General features: G+C 59.1%; 15 protein-coding genes. 5 read left to right on the top strand and 10 right to left on the bottom strand.

The genetic code is table 11. From position 1 onward, the window contains the following. Positions 1-291: 291 nt before the first annotated feature. The 3 genes from RGR602_RS26390 to RGR602_RS26380 all read right to left on the bottom strand — a co-directional run bounded on the left by RGR602_RS26390 (position 292) and on the right by RGR602_RS26380 (position 3,378). Positions 292-1,821: a SulP family inorganic anion transporter gene (locus RGR602_RS26390; protein ID WP_040114982.1), complete on the bottom strand. Its 1,530-nt coding sequence runs from the start codon at positions 1,819-1,821 to the stop codon at positions 292-294. Between the two features lie 4 nt (positions 1,822-1,825). After that, positions 1,826-2,530, bottom strand: a complete 705-nt coding sequence (locus RGR602_RS26385; protein ID WP_040114981.1) for a carbonic anhydrase — start codon at positions 2,528-2,530, stop codon at positions 1,826-1,828. A 479-nt stretch (positions 2,531-3,009) separates the two neighbouring features. Continuing rightward, positions 3,010-3,378, bottom strand: coding sequence for a winged helix-turn-helix transcriptional regulator (locus RGR602_RS26380; protein WP_040114980.1), 369 nt, complete (start codon positions 3,376-3,378; stop codon positions 3,010-3,012). A gap of 78 nt (positions 3,379-3,456) precedes the next feature. Here RGR602_RS26380 and RGR602_RS26375 point away from each other — a divergent pair, with 78 nt between their 5' ends. Together RGR602_RS26375 and RGR602_RS26370 are read left to right on the top strand one after the other, a co-directional pair. After that, positions 3,457-4,365 (top strand): NAD(P)-dependent oxidoreductase, encoded by a 909-nt coding sequence (locus RGR602_RS26375; RefSeq protein ID WP_133938138.1) that lies wholly within the window; start codon positions 3,457-3,459, stop codon positions 4,363-4,365. After that, on the top strand, positions 4,362-4,778 hold the full coding sequence (locus tag RGR602_RS26370) for a GFA family protein (RefSeq protein ID WP_040114978.1): 417 nt from the start codon (positions 4,362-4,364) through the stop codon (positions 4,776-4,778). The genes RGR602_RS26375 and RGR602_RS26370 overlap by 4 nt, the downstream gene beginning before the upstream one ends. 230 nt (positions 4,779-5,008) lie before the next feature. Here the strand turns inward: RGR602_RS26370 and RGR602_RS26365 are convergent, their stop codons facing one another. Then, positions 5,009-5,425 (bottom strand): GFA family protein, encoded by a 417-nt coding sequence (locus RGR602_RS26365; protein WP_040114977.1) that lies wholly within the window; start codon positions 5,423-5,425, stop codon positions 5,009-5,011. 661 nt (positions 5,426-6,086) lie between these two features. Between RGR602_RS26365 and ku (RGR602_RS26360) the strand changes: the two genes are divergently transcribed. Genes ku (RGR602_RS26360) through ligD (RGR602_RS26350) form a run of 3 tightly spaced genes read left to right on the top strand, consistent with a single transcriptional unit; the run spans position 6,087 to position 8,870 of the window. Beyond that, complete coding sequence (gene ku, locus RGR602_RS26360) at positions 6,087-6,986, top strand: non-homologous end joining protein Ku (RefSeq protein ID WP_040114976.1); 900 nt, start codon at positions 6,087-6,089, stop codon at positions 6,984-6,986. Between the two features lie 14 nt (positions 6,987-7,000). Then, positions 7,001-7,819, top strand: a complete 819-nt coding sequence (gene ku / locus RGR602_RS26355; RefSeq protein ID WP_040114975.1) for a non-homologous end joining protein Ku — start codon at positions 7,001-7,003, stop codon at positions 7,817-7,819. Positions 7,820-7,823: 4 nt separating this feature from the next. After that, positions 7,824-8,870: a non-homologous end-joining DNA ligase gene (gene ligD, locus RGR602_RS26350; protein WP_040114974.1), complete on the top strand. Its 1,047-nt coding sequence runs from the start codon at positions 7,824-7,826 to the stop codon at positions 8,868-8,870. Between the two features lie 252 nt (positions 8,871-9,122). On the opposite strand, the gene ligD (RGR602_RS26345) is transcribed toward ligD (RGR602_RS26350), so the two are convergent. The 6 genes from ligD (RGR602_RS26345) to RGR602_RS26320 all read right to left on the bottom strand — a co-directional run bounded on the left by ligD (RGR602_RS26345) (position 9,123) and on the right by RGR602_RS26320 (position 16,996). Then, positions 9,123-11,765, bottom strand: coding sequence for a DNA ligase D (gene ligD / locus RGR602_RS26345; protein ID WP_040114973.1), 2,643 nt, complete (start codon positions 11,763-11,765; stop codon positions 9,123-9,125). A 143-nt stretch (positions 11,766-11,908) separates the two neighbouring features. Further along, positions 11,909-12,220: a DUF982 domain-containing protein gene (locus tag RGR602_RS26340; RefSeq protein ID WP_040114972.1), complete on the bottom strand. Its 312-nt coding sequence runs from the start codon at positions 12,218-12,220 to the stop codon at positions 11,909-11,911. A 124-nt stretch (positions 12,221-12,344) separates the two neighbouring features. Further along, complete coding sequence (locus RGR602_RS26335) at positions 12,345-12,920, bottom strand: alpha-ketoglutarate-dependent dioxygenase AlkB (protein ID WP_040114971.1); 576 nt, start codon at positions 12,918-12,920, stop codon at positions 12,345-12,347. 21 nt (positions 12,921-12,941) lie between these two features. After that, positions 12,942-13,136: a hypothetical protein gene (locus RGR602_RS26330; RefSeq protein ID WP_040114970.1), complete on the bottom strand. Its 195-nt coding sequence runs from the start codon at positions 13,134-13,136 to the stop codon at positions 12,942-12,944. A 1,047-nt stretch (positions 13,137-14,183) separates the two neighbouring features. Continuing rightward, positions 14,184-15,221: an IS110 family RNA-guided transposase gene (locus tag RGR602_RS26325; RefSeq protein WP_040114969.1), complete on the bottom strand. Its 1,038-nt coding sequence runs from the start codon at positions 15,219-15,221 to the stop codon at positions 14,184-14,186. 155 nt (positions 15,222-15,376) lie between these two features. Further along, a complete protein-coding gene (locus tag RGR602_RS26320) occupies positions 15,377-16,996 on the bottom strand; it encodes a GMC family oxidoreductase (RefSeq protein ID WP_133938328.1) in 1,620 nt (539 codons plus the stop codon). Position 16,997: the final 1 nt, after the last annotated feature.

Here is a 16,997-nt window from a genome sequence, read left to right as displayed (position 1 = left end):
CCGACGCGGAACAGGATCTTAAGGCGAACTCTTCCAAAGGGCTGTCTCTGAGCAGCCGCAAGGTGCGGCATGGGCACCGCGCAATCAAAAGAGCTCCACGAGCTGCGTGGCATTTCTGCGGCAAATCATCCTCGCAATTGCGGAAGCAAGATCCATAAATTCAACGTTATCGCACTTGGCTGGAGCGTGCTTCTAGCTCCCGCTATGATTGCGGGTTCGTTACAGGCTGGCGGTTTAGGGAGGCAAGGCTTTAAACGGGAGGGCAACGAAAAATTGCCCTCCCGCAAACGATCAGGCGACTTCTGCAGAGAAACGCGCAAATAGCGGCTTAAGGCGGGGATGACGCGCCGCCTGGGGCGGATGAATCTCTACGCTTCGGCCGGATTTCGTCTCGCGCCTGAGCCATTCGCTGATGGTCTCTGCACTGGTGTGATCCATGTAAAGCAGGTGTTTGCCGATAATACTGACTTTACGGCCTTCGGGCAGTCCTTCGAGCGTGCTAAGCAGCACCGGCACGTCCTTGCAGGTCACCGCTCCCCTTAGCCGGACATGAATTTCGTCGTCAACCTCGGAATGCCTGATTGCGAGCTTTCGGCGCAGATAAGGAAGGATCTCGAGGATCGACAGCGCAAGGCCGAGCGCCACCCCGACCAGCAGGTCCTGCAGGACGACCATGGCCACCGTGACGGCCCAGATTCCAACCGGCATGAGACCATGGTGTTCGAACAGGTGGCGCACATGGTGAAGGCTAATCAGCCGCCAGCCGGTGACGAGCAGCACGGCGGCGAGCGCCGTCAAGGGTACCATTTCCAGCAATCCCGGCAAAAGCGCAACAAGGCCTAGGATCCATACGCCATGCAATACTGCCGAGGTGCGCGTGCGAGCCCCGGCCTGGATGTTGGCCGATGAACGGACGATAACACCGGTGATAGGCAATGCCCCGAGCAATCCGCAAAGCCCGTTACCGACGCCTTGGGCGAAAAGCTCCTTGTTGAAACGCGTGCGTCCCCCGTCATGCATGCGGTCGACAGCGGCCGCCGAAAGAAGCGTTTCGGCGCTCGCAATGACGGCAATCATCAGGATCGTCAAAATAATGCCGGGTTGCACTAGCTGGCCAAAACTCTCGGCCGTCGGTATCGATATGCTCTGTGCCAGTGAGGCAGGCACTTCCACACGGGCAATAGGGAGTTCAAGAGCGGTCGTCAGGACCGTCGCGGCAGCAACGCCGACAAGCGCCCCCGGAACCAGCGCCAGCCATTTGGGCCGGAATTGTTCCCAGCAGACCATCGCGAGGAGGGCGAGAAGACCGACCAGTAGCGCGACGGCCTCGTTGGTCACGCTGGCGCCCCACAATCTACCGACACTCTCGTTTATCGCGGTGACATTCTCAATGCCGCCGGCGGAGGGTTTGGCATCCATGAGCACGTGGACCTGTCCGAGGATGATCAAAATGCCGATGCCGGCCAGCATGCCATGAACGACGGCCGGCGAAATTGCTCTGAACCAGGAGCCGATCCTGAGGAAACCCGCCAAGATCTGCAGGAGGCCTACGATGAGCAGCACGGGACCGAGCATGGCAACGCCGTACTGTTCGACGAAGCCGAAGACGATGACGGCAAGACCGGCGGCAGGCCCGGAGACCTGAAGAGGCGAGCCCGCCAGCAGGCCGACAACGAGGCCTCCTATGATACCGGAGATAAGCCCCATGGCCGCTGGTACCCCGGAGGCGATCGCAATTCCCAGGCAGAGAGGAATGGCGACAAGGAAAACCACCAGAGACGAAGCGAGGTCGCGCGAGAGTGCAGAGCCGTTGTTTATCATGGCACTACTCCCCGCCAAGCGTTGCGGCAACCCGCGGCATGACATGCGGGTGGTCTCGTCCTGTGATGGCGACCGGCAGCGGCTCGCCCTCCTGCACCTCGGTAAACGTCGCCAAAGCCCCGTCATAGACTTGAACCTCACCCGTCCCGATGTCGAAGAACCAGCCGTGCAGCGTGATCTCGTTTGTCGCAAGCTTCGCAGCCACCGACGGATGGGTCTTTAAATGGTCGAGCTGCACGACGACGTTTTCCATTGCTACCGCACGCACGCGGTCAGTTTCGGAAAGGTCGTCGGGATAGGCTTGGCAAACAATCGAATAGGCGGCGTGGCTGTGCCGCAGCCAGGCTGCGACATTCGGCATTGGCGCCAGCATTTCCGGGTGGCACAGCCCTTTCATCGCCCCGCAATCGGAGTGACCGCAAACGACAATGTCGCTGACGCCGAGCGCCAGGATGGCATATTCGATTGCGGAAGAGACCCCACCATTGAGGGTCGAGAAGGGGGGAACGATATTGCCGGCATTGCGGCAGACGAAAAGATCGCCGGGACCGGACTGCGTTATCGTTTCCGGCATCACTCGGCTGTCGGCACAAGATATCATCAGGGCATGTGGCTGCTGGCCTTCGCGCGCCAGCTTGCGGTAATGGGCCGAATGATTCGGAAACACGGCGCCACGAAAACTGGAGATACCTTTCAGGAAGTCACCCATATATCGGATCCTCTTTCTGGCCGGACGTCGGACTGGGAGGATGTCTCTCATCCGGCGGGTTGCAGAAGCGATCTGTTCGCAGTTGCACAATAAAGGGCAGAACGAGCGCAAAAAAAGAGTCGCGCAGCATATTGCGTCGCAACATTTTTTGAACAAGACGTGATCTGGCTCATTGCCGCTCACGTCACGAATTCCAGGATCGAACCGTTGCGATCCACGTCTTCGCGCGGGGCACCGCCGCCGAATTCGCCGGTGATTCGATGATGCCCTTATTCCGACCGACACAACGGCAACATGATCCAGCACGATGCTTGAAAGAAGGTCCCACGGACTGGACTGGCGGCTCCCATAGAACCGAATCCTTAGCCGCAGGGGTGGTGCTGTCCCGCTTGAGCGCCAAAGGCAAGCCTCATCGGCTGCTCAACAAATATGGTGAAGCCGTAGCGCGAAACGGCGATGAATTTCGGCAGGATTCTGCCTCAGGCCCCTATCGCCAAGAGGGGCCGACGCTCCTGCTCTGCCTTCTCCGCCATGCGGATTTCGTATGCCTTACCCCAGTTTGCCATCACGGTCACGGCATGGTTGAGGCTGCGGCCGAACTCGGTCGCGGAATATTCCACCCGCTGCACCTTCCCCGGAAATACCGCGCGGCTGATGAGATCGTCCGCCTCCATCTCGCGGAGCTGCTGGGCGAGGACTTTCTCGCTGATCCCTGACAGGATGCGCCTCAACTCGCCGAAGCGGCGGGGCGAGAGATTGATCTCCCAGAGGATGTCAGTCTTCCACTTTCCACCGATCACGTTGAGCGCACTCGCAAAGCCGCAATCGTCGTCCGGCAGGCGTTTCATTTCCGATCTCCCCATACTGCAGAGTAACCACTTACCTGAAGGTACGCAATTTACCTCTCCGACTTGCAGCCGTATCAAATGACGTCTCAAATATTGGAGTTCAATTCGATGACGACAATAGGGTTCTTCGGCGCGGGCCGAATGGGAGCTTCACTTGTTCGGACGCTCGCAAAAAGCGGGCATGAGGTACATGTCTGGAACAGAACGGCGGCGAAGGCGGAAGCGCTGGCGCCGTTCGGTGTGCAGCCGAGACCAACGCCGGAAGCGGCGGCGGCTGAGGCCGAGATCGTCTTCGTCAACCTGCTCGACTATGCTGCCTCCGACGCACAGCTGAGAAAGCCGGAGGTCACACAGGCGCTGAAGGGAAAGCTCCTGGTGCAGCTCACCTCGGGCTCCCCAAAAGCGGCGCGCGACACCGGCGCCTGGGCGACCGGCCATGGGATCGCCTATCTCGACGGAGCCATTATGGCGACACCAAATGTCATCGGAGAACCCGACACACTGATCCTCTTCGCCGGATCGAAGTCGCTTTACCAAAAGCACGAAAGGGTATTTGTGGCGCTCGGGGGGAAATCCGCCTTCCTCAGCGAGGATTTCGGGGCTGCATCGGCCCTCGACAGCGCCCTTCTTGGGCAGATGTGGGGCACATTGTTCGGCACGCTTCAAGCGCTCGCCATCAACCGGGCAGAAAACATCGATGCCGACGCCTACTCGACGTACCTCAAGCTCGTCCAGCCGGTCATCGACGGGGCCGAGCGGGACCTCATGCAACGGGTCCACGACGGCCGCGACCGCGGTGACGATGAAACCTTTGCAACAATCGCTGCTCACAATGTCGCTCTCCAGCATCTGCGGCATATCAACGCCGAGCGTGGCCTGAATCCGGTCCTTGCCGATGCCTTCGACAGCCTCTTCACAACCGCCATCCAAAATGGTCACGTCGGCGACGATTTCGCGATACTGGCCCGTTTCATGAGGGCGCCATGACCGATGTAGAAAAGCCCGTCGTCCGTACGGCACGCTGCTCCTGCGGCAGCCTGAAGCTGGCCCTCCGCGGCGCGCCGGAACGGGTCTATGCCTGCGCTTGTCTGGACTGCCAGAAAGCGACTGGCTCGGCATTTTCCTACCGGGCGCGTTATCGCAAACAGGCCATCATCGCCGACGACGGCGAGCGACGGCGCTTCCGGCGCTTCACTGACAAGGGCCGCTGGATGGATCAGATCTTTTGCCCGAATTGCGGCACGTTGATCTATATGGAAGCGGAGGTGCTGGACGAGCAGATCGTCGTCTCGATTGGCTGTTTCGCCGAGCCAGATTTCGCGCCACCAGCTGCGATCTTCTGGTCACGGCGCCGCCATGGCTGGTACGAGCCGATACCGGAAATCCAACGTGTCGAGTAGCCTCAATCCACTGCGACCGCGGCCAAATATTGCAAGCTTTTACCGGCCCGAAATCATCCGCGGTGCGACCATTCAGCGATCCCTTAGCGGCAAAATGGGTCAAGGGGGTGATGTCTCCGTTTTGCCGATGGCCTCCCCCACGCGTCGTTGGACCGAGCTGGGAAGACTAAATTGCCCGCCTGTCGCGGCTAGGCTTCAGCACTCTTCCGCGGTTTCCGCTCGCACCCGCCTCAATCTGGATACCGATCGTATATTGGAAGCGCATGGATGTGCGCGGACCAAGGCAAGCGCTCGGCAACCTGAACCTGAATGTCAGGGGAAACCATCGTTGGGTCGTCAAGGGTGGCAATTTGCACGTCAACGATCCCGGGAATGAGGGCTTCGTTCAGATAGATAAGGCCTGTTCCGCATGTCGCGCAGAAATGGCGGTGCGCTTGGCCGTTGGATGACCAGATACGAGGTTCGCCTTTGGTAAATCGGAAGCTGCCGGTCTCTACCCCCATCCAACCGACCATCGGCGCACCGGACGAACGACGACAGTCCTCGCAGTGGCAGATCGCGGCGTGAACAGGCCGATCCGACTCATATCGAACGGCGCCGCAACGGCAACCGCCAGTTAGTCGGCTATTGGAGCCGGCTTCAACCATTCCAAGTCCTCCCAATGCTTTGCATCATCTCACCGATTCAGCCCTATAACACGAATCGCCACTCTTGCCTTGACCGCTGGCGAATTTTTCAGGGGCACCTTCGCGCATAATTTTCATCTCAAGGCTGGAGACAAGTCACAATGCAAGTGGCCGCATTGAAGCGACCAATCCGGACGATCGGGGAACTGATCGAGGCACTTCAATGACATCCTCCGTTTCGCCGTGCAGACGCTTAAAGCTCTTACCCGCCGTTGATGCCAGTTCAAGGGCGAAACCTGGTCAGTGCTTGACCTTCGTAATCCCTCCGGTCGCCCTCACCAGGCCCTTGTTTTGGTTTTTGCCGTTAGGCGGCGATCAGCAGAAAGAGAGCCGCCGAGGTCGTCGCTCTCCTTGAACTGTCCCTTTTCATTGCGGCGGACATAGCGTTGGTCGCTGCCTTATCGATCCGTTCAGGCTTGGTCATGTCATCCATGCGTCAGTTGCGACCAACTAAGAACGCACGCCGGGGGCGAAAAGATGCATCGAATCAAGGGCATGATGATGACGCGGAAAACGAGCGCCGAGCCAAGACTAAGTCATTGAAATTAGATTCGTTTCGAGTCGGAACAATCGATCAGTGAACCGGTTGATTCGCGATGGTTGGAGTCAGGAGTCCGCGTAAATGGTTACACCGCGAGCGAATTGGAAGGGCTACATCAAGTTCGGCGAAGTTGCGTTTCCGGTCGCGCTTTACACGGCCGCCTCGTCATCCGAGCGGATAGCCTTCAATACCTTGAATCGCAAGACCGGCAATCGCGTCCGCCGCGAATTCGTCGATAGCGAAACCGGCGATACGGTGGAGCGCGAGGCACAGGTGAAGGGCTTCGAGATAGAGGACGGGCGCTATGTTGTCCTCGAACCGGAAGAAGTCGCAGCGGCGATTCCAAATAGCGACAAGACACTGAAGGTCGAGGCATTCATTCCTTGCGACGAGGTCGACGACGTCTATTTCGACAAACCGTATTATCTTGCGCCCGACAAGATGGGCAGCGATGCGTACAAGCTCCTGCGTGACGGCATGAAACAAGCCAAGGTCGCCGCAGTCGCTCGCACGGTCCTGTTCCGGCGCCTGCGCACCGTACTTATCCGACCGCACGGCAAGGGCCTGATTGGATCGACGTTGAACTACGACTACGAGGTGCGTTCATCGCAGAAGGCGTTCGAGGAGATGCCGGACCTGAAGATTGAAGGCGAGATGCTGGAGCTGGCAAAGCACATCATCAACACCAAGAAGGGTGAGTTCGACCCGAAACAGTTCGACGACCGCTACGAAGAGGCGGTGGCCGAGCTCGTGAAAGCAAAGATGGAAGGCCGCGCGCTGCCGAAGAAGAAGGCACCCCCAGCATCCAAACCGAGCGATCTTCTACAGGCCCTGCGTGAAAGTGCCGGAATGTCCACGCCTGCCAAGGGCAAACGCACCGCGGCCAACGCCAACGCCGGCAAAGGCCGGCAAAAAGCCAATCGGGCCGCCGCATCCGCGGCCCGCAGCACTGGTGGCGCCCACCAGCGTCGTGCTGGCTGATCGAAGAGGACACCATGGCTCTCCGCCCTTACTGGAAAGGCTATCTGAAGCTTTCGCTGGTTACCTGCCCGGTACAAATGACGCCGGCCACGTCGGAAAACGAAAAGGTGCGCTTCCACACTCTGAACCGGCAAACCCAGCATCGCGTCGTGAGCCACTATGTCGATTCCGTCACCGGCAAGGAGGTGAAGGACGAAGACGAAGTCAAAGGTTACCAAAAAGGCGAGAACGACTATGTCATTCTCGAAGACGAGGAGCTCGAAAATGTTGCACTCGAAAGCACCAAAACCATAGACATCGAGGTGTTCGCGCCGCGCGATAGCGTTGGATGGATCTGGCTCGACACGCCTTACTACCTGTCGCCGGACGATCCTGTCGGCCAGGAAGCCTTCTCGGTCATTCGCGACGCCATGGCGGCCGAGAATATGGTCGGTATTTCCAGACTTGTCATCTCGCGTCGGGAACGGGCCGTCATGCTTGAGCCGCGCGGTAAGGGCATCGTGCTCTGGACGCTGCGTTACGGCGATGAGGTCCGCGACGCAGAGACCTACTTCGAGAAGATCGATGACGAGATGACCGACAATGAGTTGATGCCCCTGGTCCAGCAACTCATCAAAAAGCAGACACAACACTGGAACCCGAAGATGGCCTCCGACCCTGTCCAGGATAAGCTCCTCGACATCATCGAGGCGAAGAAGAAGCTGATGAAGAAGCCCGCCAGGGCAAAGTCGAAAGGCAAGGACAAGGAAGAGCCGGCGCCAACCAACGTCATCAACATCATGGATGCGCTGCGCAAATCGGTCGAAGCTGAAAACCGCTCGGAGAGGCAGTAGCCTCATGACGCGCCCGCGCCGACCCTCTTTGCCATTGCTCGACGTGTCTCATTCTGCACTCCAGTCGCGTCCGATCCGAAAGCGCGATCCTGACCAGCCGAACCTGCCTTTCGATCCGATGCCGCAGCGCGTCGAACCCTGCCTCGCCCTGCTGAAGAGCGTGGTTCCGCTGGGACCGGATTGGCTTTACGAGGTGAAATGGGACGGTTACCGGCTCGCGATCCATATCGAACCAAAGGGTGTGAGCATCATTACGCGCGGCGGCCATGACTGGACCCACCGCTTTCCTTCGATCGCCGCGGCGGCAAGAGACCTCGGGACGACCGCCATTCTCGACGGCGAGGCCGTTGTTCTCGACGAACAGGGCCGGTCGGACTTTAGCGCCTTGCAGCGTTCGCTCGGAGGTCGGGGCGGCAAACGGATCTCGAGCGAGGCCATCCTCTACGCCTTCGACCTTCTCTATCTCGACGGACACGATCTCACTCGCGCCGAGCTTGCCGTGCGCCGGCGCCTTCTTGAAGATCTGATACCAGAAGGCGGCAATGGGACGATCCGCCTTTCCGAAGCGATAGAACTGCCAGCCGAAGATCTCCTTGAGCACGCATACCAGGTCGGCCTGGAAGGGATCATAGCCAAGCATCGGGATCAACCTTACCGCAGCGGTCGGACTGGCGACTGGCTGAAGATCAAGTGCGTGCAGAGTGAAAGCTTCATCGTCATCGGCTACGAACAATCGGCGTCAGCGCGCGGCGGCATCGGCAGTCTGCTACTGGCCGGCAAGAAGGGCTTCGACTGGGTTTATGTCGGGTCGGTCGGCACCGGCTTCACCAGGAGCGATGCCGAGTATTTGAAAAAGACGCTCGATCATCTGAGAACGAACACCCCGGTGGTTCCGCTTAAGGGCAAGCGCTTCGTCTTCGCGCAGCCGACACTGATCGTCGAGATCGAATTTCGCGGCTGGACGCATGACCGCAATCTACGCCACGCTTCCTATAAGGGGCTTCGGGAGGTCCAGGACAACGCGGCCGTCTTCGATGTGACGGATTGTTGATGGGAATAGATCACACAGTCGGCGCCACCGATCAGCGCTTCGCGGAACCTGTTCACGCGAAAGGCGTCGAGATGATACAGGCGGCGATTGCTTCCCTGGAGGAGCGGCTTCGGCACGTCAGTGATGAGGTGAAGCCACTTCTCAAGCGGATATTGGCATGTACGGCATACCAGCATGAAATCATCGGTACGGCAACTCAGGCCATGACCATGAAGGCAATACGATCGGCAGCAGGGCTATTGCAGATGCCGCTCATGCGGCGGCTGTTGTCTTGCCCAAACGCTTAATCGCCTGCTCCAGCGGCCGCTGGGCATCACAATAGCCCTGCCAAGCCGATGTCTTTGCGAGCAGAGCCGGCACAGTTCTGACCGTGAATCGCTTCGGATCGAGGTCGGATTTGACCTGCGTCCATGTCAGCGGCATCGAGACGGTGGCGCCGGACCGGGCCCGTGGTGACAATGGTGCAACCGCCGTCGCCATGCGGTCATTGCGCAGATAGTCGAGGAATATCCGACCGTTCCTCAAGCTCTTGGTCATCTTGATCAGATAGAGCTCGGGATTGTCGCGCGCCATTTGCTGGCAGACGGCATGCGCAAACGCTTTCGCCTGAGACCAGGAGAGCGGCTTGCGTTTATTGATGGCAAGCGGGGTAACCACATGAAGGCCCTTGCCGCCAGTTGTCTTGCAGAAACTGATCAAGCCGAGTTCCTCAAGCCTGTCACGCATATCGCGGGCCGCCGAAACGACGGTGGAAAAGGGCACGTCCGGACCAGGATCGAGGTCAAAGACGAGCCTCCCTGGCACTTCTGGCTGCTGCGGCTCGCAATTCCAAGGATGCAGTTCGACAGCGCCGATCTGAGCGACGGCAGCCAAACCCTCGATCCGGTCGATCTGCAGATATGGCTTCTTGTCACCGAAGACCTTGACCAGTTCGAGAAGCCTCGAGGTGCCAGGCATGGCATGTCGCTGGAAAAACTGCTCGCCACCGATCCCGTCGGGGGCGCGGATAATGGAGCAGGGCCGCCCTTTGATGTGCTCGATCATCCAGGAGCCGACGGCTTCGTAATAGCGGGCCAACTCTTCCTTGGTGACGGATCCCTTGTCATTGGCATCCGGCCACAGCGGCTTGTCCGGGTTGGAGATCAGCACGCCCATCACGTCCGCCTTAACACCCTTCCGTCGCGTCGACCTGGCCGCCGTGGCTACCAGCGCCGGCCCCGGCAGGTCGGTTTTAGAAGGATTCGCCGGCCGTTCGGCCACGACTTCCTTGGCCGGCTTGTCATCGCGCAGTCCCTTAAAAGCAGCCTGGCGGATAAGGCCGTCGGCGGTCCAGCCTGCGAATTCGATTTCCGCCACGAGTTCGGGCTTCAGCCAAGTCACTTCCGCCCCCTTCTTCGGCGCGCCGATGCCAGTAAAGGGCGAATTCGTCGTCTCGAGCGCCTTCAACTTCGGAAGCAGCGTTTCCACTTTCTTCGCGCCATATCCCGTACCGACGCGGCCGACATAGACGAAGTGGTCGCCGTGGTAGACGCCGACCAACAAGGATCTGAACTTGCCATTCGTCTTGGCATAAGCGCCGAGCACGACCTCGTGGCCGGCGCGACATTTGGATTTGGCCCAGGTCTCTGTTCGGCCGGATTGGTACGGCGCGTCCACCTGTTTTGAGATGATGCCTTCCAGCGACAGCTTGCAGGCAGATCTGAGGACCGCGTCGCCGTCAGTCTCGAAATGCTCGACAAACCGGATGCGGGGATTGTCGCCTGCCTCCGCCAGCAGGCTCTGCAACCGCGCCTTCCGATCCGCAACTGACAGAGATCGCAAATCCTCACCACCGTCGTAGAGAAGATCGAATGCGAAGTAGACGAGATCCCCGGCTTTGCCTTCCGAAAGCGCCGCCTGCAGAGCCGCGAAATCGGGCGCACCATTCTCGTCGAGGGCGCAGATCTCACCATCGATAATTGAATCGGGCAGTGCAGATGCCGCCTCGCCTATTTCGCGATATTTGGCTGTCCAGTCGAGGCCCTTTCGGGTCTTCAGTGTCGCCTCACCGTCCAGCACGCGCATCTGGATCCGGTAACCGTCGAACTTGATCTCGTGGATCCAGCCCTTGCCCACGGGAGGGCGCTTCAGGGTCTGACAGAGCTGTGGCGCGACGAAATCAGGCAGGTCGACAGGCGAAACCGACGCCTTGCCGGCTCGCACATCCGATTTTCGCTCGTCAGCGGCCAGCCCTTGATGGCTGTCCCAGACCGCATCAGCCTGAACGTCGCCTCCCGCGACGATGAATGGTTTGGGCTTGCGCCCTTTGCCAGCGGCGATCATCTCCATTGTTCGGCCGGAGGCGACTGATGTGTCATTCTCCTCCAGGATCGCCGCGCCATTCTCCTCGACCGAGAAGGCGTCATGGTGCTTGATCAGCAGCCAGTTGGTTCGCTTACCACGTTCGCGATCGTTGCCCATGCGCACCAGCACGAAGCCGCCATGCAGGCGTTTGCCTTCAAGGGTGAATTTGAAGTCGCCCTTTTCCAGAGCTTGCTTCGGGCTCTTCTTTCCTTCCGGCTTCCAATAGCCACGGTCCCATAGCATCACAGTACCGCCGCCATACTGGCCTTTCGGGATAGTCCCTTCGAAATCGCCATAATCTAGTGGGTGGTCCTCCACCTCGACCGCCAATCGCTTGTCGTGCGGGTCGAGAGACGGGCCTTTCGTGACGGCCCAGGACTTGAAGACCCCATCGAACTCGAGCCTCAGATCATAGTGAAGGCGGGTCGCGTCGTGTTTCTGGATGACGAAACGAGGGCGATTGCTGCGCGCAATGCGCCCTTCACCGCTGGGCTCAGCCGTCCTTTGAAAATCGCGCTTCGATCGATAGGTCGATAGTTTATCACTGGCCATGGTTGTTCCCGAAAACAGCTCCGACAGCGAAATGCTGGTTGGCAGCTGGAAGTTCCATGGTGGCGTTCCTCCAGCCGATCATCGCAAAACAGGAAGCTTGTACCAGGCCTCGTCTCTTCGGAGACGAGGCCGTCGCTGACGCCCTAGACAATGGCTGCCCGTACTGGCCGGGCCGGGTGGATGGCCGGCCTTCTCTTCCACGGGACCATGACGGCAGGCATGCCGGCTTCGAGACAAGCCGCCAGGAATGCCTCGCGCGCGATCACAGCGGGAATGGTTCCGTTGAGGGCACCCCGGCACGTCTTCAGCGCGCGTTCATGGCGCTCTCCGTGGCGCAGTGGCCATTCGTTTTCGAGAAAATCCAACGCGTCGTAAGCGCCTGTGAAGGTCCGCTCCAAACCGCATTGCAGCCGAATCCTCACCGGCCGGGTCCATGGAACATCGTTGAGCGGCATCTCTTCCTCCTTTCATGCCACCAATGATCCTGACGAACTGATATTGGGAGTTGTCTCCGACTGTTCAAGACCGTAAGGCCAACCAGATCATCGCGCCGTCGTTCAGGCAACCTGCACGGTTCCGTCAGCCGATCTCGCGGAAGGTAATGGAATAGCGAAGCTGCTCGACGGGCGGGATGGAGTGCTCCCATTCGCTTCGGGCGGGACCCGAGAGCAGGTAAACGGAGCCCGGCTCGGCAATCACCGAGACACGCTCCCAGTTCGGGCCGGCGCGACGCCTCAACCTGAAAGTACATGGCGATAGCAATGAAACACCGATGACCCTGCCGAACACTTTTTTGTCCTTATGCCAGCCGATCGGCGCGCCCGGCGCATATTCGGTGATCAGCGCCTGTTGCAATCCATCGGGTTCAACACCGGCGAAATCTGCCGCAAGGGTGCGCACGGGCAAAAGGAACGGCGGGACGTCGTCAATGCGCCTCACCCGCTCCCTGTCGAAGTCATACTTCCAGCCGTAGGAGATGACCTTTCGTTTGCCTTCAAAGCCATGAAAGTCGAACGGTTTCAGCGGCAATTGTCTTATCTCTCGAAGCAGATCCGACTGGACCGCCTCGGGAACGACGGCGGGTTGATAGCGCAATCCCTCGGGCAATCGCGTCTCCGCTTCAGCAAACAAGTCTCCTTGCGGCGAAATTCTCATGGTCAGTTCCTCGCCGGCGTGTCAGTGGACACTCGGCGTTTTGACGACTGCGGCGAAATCTTCTGCCACCAGTTCGCTGATCGCAATAAGAACTTCCTCGGCCGAGAAGCCAGAAGCGATCGTAGTGCGGATAAGATCCTTCAGATCAGGCTCGACGACATCACGGCAATCATCGAGCCGCTCATGCGAGATTGTTATGCTGTGCAATTCTTCCATTGTTCGACCTTTCAAGGTTTCGGCTGCCGGCTCAGTGTGCCGGCGGGATCATACGGGCAGACGCTTGTCGCATGGCGATAGGCAGGAGGCCCTCGCGCAGCATCTTCTTGCGGACTACCTTTTGCCATCAGGTAATCGACAGGGCTCCTTCATGAACCCGACGCTCCCAGGGGCTTCATCTCGAGGAACTGGATCTTCTTTTTCACCGCGCGGATGGCCTGTTCGAGATCGCTGTCTATGACGATGACCTGCATCTGCTTGTTCCTTATCATTGTGGTTTATGTTCAGCCGATGCTTGGCAATGATCGCCTCCAGTTCCCTGCGCGTGAGAAGGCAGGGGGGCGGCTTCCAGTTGTTGTCCGGCCGAGCGACGACCTCACCGCGCTCGCACCTTCATGGCCGCAGGCGCGGCAGCAATGCTTGTCTTGTTCAATCGAGTACCTTAGCAGCACAGGGGGCCACACGTCGGCTACCCTTTGACACGCGGATTGTCGACGTCATCAGAACGCAAGCCGCGCGGTATGGGATTATGTGGGTGATTGCCAAAAGATAAGAGGTGACCGTCTGCATTACAAGGCGTTGCACAGCTGCGGACCTAGATGGTTGAATGGAGGCTCAATCCCGCACGGGATTGGAGAAGCGGTTTCAACGGCAGCCACGCTCCGAGGAAGAAGCGCTTGGCTGTCTGACGACCAAAGCGTTGGTGAGCGTCGGTGCCGCAGAAAAAGCTTTATACTCGGCCCAAACGACCAATACAAACCCCTTATGTGGACGGCCCCCGACTCGCAAGATATTTCGAGATAATTTGACCAGATCGCTTGCGTCCATATGTCCGGCCTGTTGTTGCGTCCGCACATGAACGCTGGCCAAGATGGTTTCCGCAACACAGGTCCCAAACATCAAGGCGGCCTTGAGGAGCCAAAGGGATTTCCGGAGTATCCTGTGTCCCGGATCGATCGATCACACCATCTGCTATTATCCTGCAAGTTGTTGTATCACCAACACGTGGTGAAGATCAGGATATCCAGGGTTCTTGCTCGCCAATCTTCATGTGGCGCATCCCGTCAAAGCTGCTCCTGATTGTGCGCTGTATGTTTGCCCAGAGATCATGAGTTTCCAGGCTATGCGCGCCATCTTGTTGGCAAGTGCGACAGCTGCCAGTTTAGGCGGCTTACGTCTGAGCAGTTCCGCCAACCATTGAGAAGCCTTACCAGATCGCCGCGCGTGATGAATGACAGCGGTTGCTCCTGCCACCAAGACGGCCCGCAGAGCTTCATCGCCGGCTCGGGTGATACCACCGAGCCGCAGCTTGCCGCCGGTCGAGTGATCTTCTGGCGTCAACCCTATCCAGGCTGCGAACTGGCGGCCAGACTGGAACAGCTCCGGAGCGGGTGTCTTCATGATCAAAAGAGCCGAACCGATTGGGCCAATGCCGGGAATGGTGTTGAGACGTCTGCTGCGTTCGTCGTTACGCTGCCATGCCTTTACCTTGGCCTCCACATCCGCAATCTTCTTTTCCAGTTGAGCGTATTCCTCGGCCTGGCTCATGAACAATTCCTGTGCGAGCTCTGGCACAGTCGCGTCGGCCTGTATCCTTTCAAGCAGCATAGGGATATGTGCCAGCCCCTTGGCTGCGGAGACACCAAACTCATTGGCGTAGCCCCGGATTGCGTTGGCGAGTTGGGTGCGGTTGGCGATGAGGCGGGTACGGACGCTGATCAGCATGAGTGCCGCTTGTTCATCAGCTGTCTTCACCGGAACAAACCGCATCGTTGGGCGGCTCATTGCCTCGCAGAGCCCTTCGGCGTCAGCTGCGTCGTTCTTGTTCCGTTTGACGTAGGGCTTGGCAAGTTGTGGTGCGATCATTTTTACCTCATGCCCGAATGAGGCGAGCAGCCGTGCCCAATGATGCGAACCACCACAGGCCTCGATCGCGACCAAAGTTGGCGGGCAGGTCGTGAAGAAGTCGATCATCTCCTTGCGTCGCATTTTCTCACGCAAGACCGGCTTCTCTCCAGCATTCACGCCATGCAACTGAAAAACATGTTTTGACGTATCCATGCCAATACGAATAATCTTGTCCATGGGCGGCCCCTTCGATTGAGATCTTAACAGCTCATTCTGGCACATTTCGATGCCGTTCAGGGGCCGTCCACTCCAACATAAAAGGATCGAAACTGGAGCCTCGCTCACTGCGATTGAACGTGAACTTCAGCGCCGGCCTTAAGCACATTTTATTGTCACAACTGCTTCAGAATGATTTCCGAAGCCTTCTCGGCGATCATAATCACCGGCGAGTTCGTGTTGCCGGAGACAATCTTCGGCATGATAGAGGCGTCGACGATACGCAATCTATCGATCCCGTGCACGTTCAGCGTCGGATCCACCACCGCCAAGGTGTCATTTCCCATCTTGCACGTGCCGACTGGGTGAAAAATGGTCGTCGCGATGTCGCCCGCCCTGCGGATCAGTTCCTCGTCGCTGTCGTACTCCCGACCGGGAAGGACTTCCTGCGGCCGGAAGCGCGCCAGCACCTTCGTTTTCATAAGGCTGCGAGCGTGGCGGATGGACTGTGCCGCCAGAATCCGGTCGCCGCCGGTGGAGAGGTAATTCGGGCGGATTTCTGGCGGGTGCGCCGCGTCGGGCGTCGTCACATGCACCGTGCCGCGGCTTTCGGGCCGGAGATTGCAGACGGACACCGTTACAGCCGGATAGCGATGGAGCGGTTCGCCAAGCCGATCGGTGCTGAGCGGTTGGACATGGTACTCGAGATTGGCCGTCGCGACGGCCGGATCACTCTTGGCAAAGATACCGAGCTGGCTCGGCGCCATGGAGAGCGGGCCGGACCGGCTGATGGCATATTGCAAACCCATGCCGGCGCGGCTGAAGAGACTGTGATAGAGTTGGTTCAGTGTGCGCGCGCCTTCTATCTTGAAGATCGTGCGGATCTGAAGGTGGTCCTGAAGGTTCTCTCCGACACCCGGAAGGTCGTGGTGGATGGGAATTCCGTTGGCGGAGAGCACCTCCGGCCGGCCTACGCCCGACAGCTCCAGGATCTTCGGTGAGTTGATCGCTCCAGCCGATAGCACGACTTCTCGGGATGCGCGAGCGACGCAGAGGCGGCCGCGATGCTGGAAGCGCACGCCGGTGACCGTCTTTCCGTTGAATTCAAGTCGTTCAGTTTCGGCACCTGTGAGCAGGCGCAGATTCGTGCGTTTCATCGCCGGCCGCAGGAACGCTTTTGTTGTGTTCCAGCGCACGCCGCCGCGCTGGTTGACCTCGAAATAACCCGAACCCTCGTTGTCACCGTCGTTGAAGTCGCCGGTCTTCGGAATGCCGAGCTCTTCCGCCGCGTCGCGAAAGGCGTCGAGGATCGGCCAGGAGAGGCGCTGGCGTTCGACGCGCCATTCGCCGCCGGCGCCGTGCGTGGCGGACTTGCCACGATAGTTATCTTCTGACTTCAAGAAGTACGGCAGTACGTCGTCCCAGCCCCAGCCCACATTGCCGGCCTGCCGCCAGTCGTTGTAGTCGGCGGCTTGGCCGCGCATATAGATCATGCCGTTGATCGACGAGCAGCCCCCAAGCAGCTTGCCGCGCGGATAGTTCAGCGCGCGGCCGTTGAGGCCGGCTTCCGCGGCCGTCTTCATCATCCAGTCGGTGCGCGGGTTGCCCATGCAATAGAGATAGCCAATTGGCACATGGACCCAATGGTAGCGATCCGAGCCGCCGGCTTCGAGCAGCAGGACCCGGTTCTTCGGATCGGCCGACAGACGGTTTGCCAGGACGCATCCGGCCGAGCCGGCACCCACGACGATGAAATCGTAGATGCCTTCGTCCACCGGCATTTCAGTGCCATGCATG

Origin of the sequence: Rhizobium gallicum bv. gallicum R602sp, from assembly GCF_000816845.1 — a bacterium.
GTDB classification, from domain to species: domain Bacteria; phylum Pseudomonadota; class Alphaproteobacteria; order Rhizobiales; family Rhizobiaceae; genus Rhizobium; species Rhizobium gallicum.
The sequence above is the reverse complement of the archived record's forward strand: the minus strand, read 5'-3'. Positions and strand labels throughout refer to the sequence as shown.

Excerpts from the sequence above, each read along its gene's own strand:
- RGR602_RS26390 (WP_040114982.1), bottom strand. The coding sequence starts at position 1,821 with ATGATAAACAACGGCTCTGCACTCTCGCGCGACCTCGCTTCGTCTCTG.
- RGR602_RS26385 (WP_040114981.1), bottom strand. The coding sequence starts at position 2,530 with ATGGGTGACTTCCTGAAAGGTATCTCCAGTTTTCGTGGCGCCGTGTTT.
- RGR602_RS26380 (WP_040114980.1), bottom strand. The coding sequence starts at position 3,378 with ATGAAACGCCTGCCGGACGACGATTGCGGCTTTGCGAGTGCGCTCAAC.
- RGR602_RS26375 (WP_133938138.1), top strand. The coding sequence starts at position 3,457 with ATGACGTCTCAAATATTGGAGTTCAATTCGATGACGACAATAGGGTTC.
- RGR602_RS26370 (WP_040114978.1), top strand. The coding sequence starts at position 4,362 with ATGACCGATGTAGAAAAGCCCGTCGTCCGTACGGCACGCTGCTCCTGC.
- RGR602_RS26365 (WP_040114977.1), bottom strand. The coding sequence starts at position 5,425 with ATGGTTGAAGCCGGCTCCAATAGCCGACTAACTGGCGGTTGCCGTTGC.
- ku (WP_040114976.1), top strand. The coding sequence starts at position 6,087 with ATGGTTACACCGCGAGCGAATTGGAAGGGCTACATCAAGTTCGGCGAA.
- ku (WP_040114975.1), top strand. The coding sequence starts at position 7,001 with ATGGCTCTCCGCCCTTACTGGAAAGGCTATCTGAAGCTTTCGCTGGTT.
- ligD (WP_040114974.1), top strand. The coding sequence starts at position 7,824 with ATGACGCGCCCGCGCCGACCCTCTTTGCCATTGCTCGACGTGTCTCAT.
- ligD (WP_040114973.1), bottom strand. The coding sequence starts at position 11,765 with ATGGCCAGTGATAAACTATCGACCTATCGATCGAAGCGCGATTTTCAA.
- RGR602_RS26340 (WP_040114972.1), bottom strand. The coding sequence starts at position 12,220 with ATGCCGCTCAACGATGTTCCATGGACCCGGCCGGTGAGGATTCGGCTG.
- RGR602_RS26335 (WP_040114971.1), bottom strand. The coding sequence starts at position 12,920 with ATGAGAATTTCGCCGCAAGGAGACTTGTTTGCTGAAGCGGAGACGCGA.
- RGR602_RS26330 (WP_040114970.1), bottom strand. The coding sequence starts at position 13,136 with ATGGAAGAATTGCACAGCATAACAATCTCGCATGAGCGGCTCGATGAT.
- RGR602_RS26325 (WP_040114969.1), bottom strand. The coding sequence starts at position 15,221 with ATGGACAAGATTATTCGTATTGGCATGGATACGTCAAAACATGTTTTT.
- RGR602_RS26320 (WP_133938328.1), bottom strand. The coding sequence starts at position 16,996 with ATGCATGGCACTGAAATGCCGGTGGACGAAGGCATCTACGATTTCATC.